The sequence below is a fragment of the Vibrio sp. 1F263 genome (assembly GCF_041439035.1).
GTDB classification, from domain to species: Bacteria; Pseudomonadota; Gammaproteobacteria; order Enterobacterales; family Vibrionaceae; genus Vibrio; species Vibrio tasmaniensis_A.
The window spans coordinates 1-3,313 of the sequence record NZ_JBGONI010000094.1; the positions used below are offsets into that span (position 1 = coordinate 1).

Sequence of the window (3,313 nt, forward strand, 5' to 3'; positions counted from 1 at the left end):
GATTATCTGCTAACTGCAAGATCGTTCAAGTCTTCTTAAACGATCGGCATTACACACTAGGTGGGCTTTTTTGCTTGTTCATAAAGAACGAATTTGGTGCGCTACTGGACTCTACTATCTAACTTATTCAATTGATATAAATGGATATTATAAAGTTAGAATTTCAGGATGTTACCTCTGGTGTTACCTCAGGAAAAAGCTAAACTGAGTTAACTAAATCAACCATAAGGTTACCACGTAACCACCCTGTCTCACTTTTAAACTCAAAAACGTCCCGATACTTCTTTAAAGTTAGAGTATCGAGTCGGATTTTCAATCCTATAGCATTTAAAATTAAAGAGTTATATCAAGTCGACTTGTGAGAATATACACTCTGTAATACATACCAACTTTGTAAAGCTAATCACCATTTTGTATATCAAAAAGCCCAGCTCTATTACACGCGACTAAAAACGACCTTCTTAAGAAACGTTTATCTACAAAAGGATCGAGCTCCGTATCCAGTTCAATATTTTCTACGTACTGCTTAGTCGGTAACTTAAGCTTATTAGAGCGTTCAAATACCTCTGATAACCACGCCTTACCTGAGTTTTTTGAACAGCACTCTGCTTTATAACGTTCGGAGATTCCGTACAAATCATCCCATGTATCAAGCTCTTGTTGAATCAATCCTGGCCCCATGCATAGAGTTACGTCGGTAGCTTCTAACTTTTTCCAATCTTGCGTTTGGATAGACAAAGATAAGCTAATCAGATTCGTATGATTTGCGTAAGGATAGAAAACCTTACGAGGGACTCGTAAAGGATTTTTAGCTTTAGCCTTAACTGTATCGGGTTTTTCTATATTGGGATCTTTTGCTAATTTGTAACTGCTATTACAATGCGGGCAAGCTGGTACCAAGTTAAGGAAATTAATGCTATTGAATGGATATTTTCCTTTGGGGAAGTAATGGTCATAAGCTTCCCGTGGTTTAGTAAACTGATTTAAAATTCCTGACAACCCACAAAATGGGCATACATCTCGATCGTTCAACTGAGTAAATTTCAGATTATGATCCGCAATGAGCCCTATTCGATCTCTAACTGACGCTAGCTTCAAAAAGTCGCCTGAGTACATGTTTTTATAAAATCTCCCAAGCTCGCTGACTAAACCAGGATACTGAGCTTCAGGATATAGAGCTTTAATTGCTTCATAAGTAGCAGGAGTGCACTGTTCCCCATCTTCACAAAGCTTTTTAATATCATTATTAAGGGCAAACCAATCTTTAAACTGTTTTTTTTGCTCAAGACTCAACAACTTAAACTTTTCAAAAAGTGAATGAAGAGGAATTAGAAAATTATTAGCGCCAGCTACTTCTTGGGTATCTAGCTCTATTATCATGTCCCTTAAGTCAGATTTAGCAGCAAATAAAGTATCGACATCATAGTCCATTCCATCTATAGCAATACACCATACATCTTCTAAAATGAACTGGATGTATTCTTGCATTGTGTTCATTTTATGGTCTAAAAATTGATATGGAAAGAGCATCAGTCCTGTTCCTTTAAACTGTCCATTATCGTTTTCATAAGTAAGAGCTTCTCAACAGAATCGCCGAGTCGATTATCAATACGCTTTAACAAGCTATCAATATCCACCCCTTCTTTTTTGAACTCTTCTTTAAAGCCATCCAGCAATTTATGTGCATAGCCACCGATAGTCTCGTACTTTCCGAACGTTTCAATGGTTATTTTGTTTATCGATGCGCCTAGGGTTTTATATTCTGGATGTTGAATAGTGACCTGATTACTTTCAGGATCTTTATCAAAGACCATAACCTTATGACGTTCGCTATCAGAAATTAAAAACGGTGTGTGCGTCGTAATTAACATCTCATGGCTTGCTTGCTGTTTGTCCTTTTCTGGAAAGCATGATCTTAGTCGGCTGATAAAGTTTGACCGCCATGCTGGATTAAAATGTGTTTCAGGTTCATCTAAAAGAAATAAGCTATTGGTGTCTTTGAATAACAGGCACAACCCAAGACTATGTAATAGCTGATGTTCACCATCAGACAAAGACTTTAGCAAAACCGGCTCTTCTATCCCTTCCTTGTTAAACCAAAAGTTCTTAAAACGCATGATTCGCTCATCAGAAGCTAAAGTCGGTACTGTTTCATTAACGTATAAACTACCTGATTTATATAAATCAGATTTAAGTTGCTCGCTAACTGTATAGAGGTTCAGCGACAGCAGCACCTGAAAAGCTCGAAACAATTCAATGGGAGATTTGTTTACTTCAAAACTGAAGTTCTCAGCAAAGGCTTCCCTTGTCGCACCATTAACACAATAATCCAGGTACAACGTGTCTGTTTCTTCATCAACAAAGAAACATGTAGCACATCGTTTTAGCCTAGTGACCATAGGGTCAAATCTATCAGAAGAGTTTTCATCAGCTTCTAACCGATCAACTAGATTCAACGTGTATTTATTGTTCTCCTCATCGACAGCCAGAGCGGGGTGTTCCCGCCCAAACAACTCTGCTTGCTCTGAACTAATCTCAATACTGCGTTTGATGATAATACGAAACTCATGCAACGCTCCCAGCCCCATATCACACTCAAAAAGCTCTCTAGCTTCTTCTTCATCATATAGCAAATTACAAAGCAGAATCGCTTGACTATCGGAGTTGTCCATATAAGCCATACGAGTTTCAGGCCAACCGGAATAAGGATGCTGCTCCCTTAATGCACTCCAATACTCATCAAATAGAACAAACCTCATCTTAAAGAAAGGTAAGCTAAGTACTTCGTTTTCACCTGAGGAGTAACCTAATACAAAATCAGGTAGTAATCGTTTAATTTCATCTCCCGATAGTGGGCTATGGTCTTGATATAACTCATCACGGTTTAACCACTGAACCTTTGGTGACTCACCTATTTCTTTTGTAACTAATACATGTGCGAGTGTTCGTACATCACTACTTCCAACAGGTATTAAATACTCTACTTCAAAGCCATCAGGTTTAGCTATATCGCTTCTAAAACCATCAGCATTAGTATCTTCATCATAGCTAAATACCGTCGGTCGACTAACTAAGCACATGCATTCTAAGTGATAAAATATTGCAGCTAGAACTTCTAGAAGATTTGACTTACCACTACCATTGGGACCTGCACAAACAAAAGGTGCAAAGCCTTTTTCACTAAACTGAGGCTGGTCAGAAGATTCATCTTGTAGTGTCCATTCTGAACGAAAAACGTATTCAAATCCGTCCTGTAAGCGGCTTTGTTGCGTAATTAAATTTAAAGATAGAACAACCCCGTTTCGCGTATTTC

The 3,313-nt window shown here is 38.1% G+C and carries 2 protein-coding genes; both read right to left on the minus strand.

Features of this window, described 5'->3' with window-relative positions; translation table 11 throughout:
- Nucleotides 1–399: 399 nt before the first annotated feature.
- Nucleotides 400–1,530 (minus strand): HNH endonuclease, encoded by a 1,131-nt coding sequence (locus ACED25_RS23095; RefSeq protein ID WP_371696228.1) that lies wholly within the window; start codon nt 1,528–1,530, stop codon nt 400–402.
- Nucleotides 1,530–3,275, minus strand: a complete 1,746-nt coding sequence (locus ACED25_RS23100; protein WP_371696229.1) for a restriction system-associated AAA family ATPase — start codon at nt 3,273–3,275, stop codon at nt 1,530–1,532. Before ACED25_RS23100 ends, ACED25_RS23095 begins: the two co-directional genes overlap by 1 nt.
- Nucleotides 3,276–3,313 lie beyond the last annotated feature (38 nt).

What these genes read in the sequence shown, in the direction of transcription:
- ACED25_RS23095 (WP_371696228.1), bottom strand. Translation starts at nt 1,530, where the DNA reads ATGCTCTTTCCATATCAATTTTTAGACCATAAAATGAACACAATGCAA.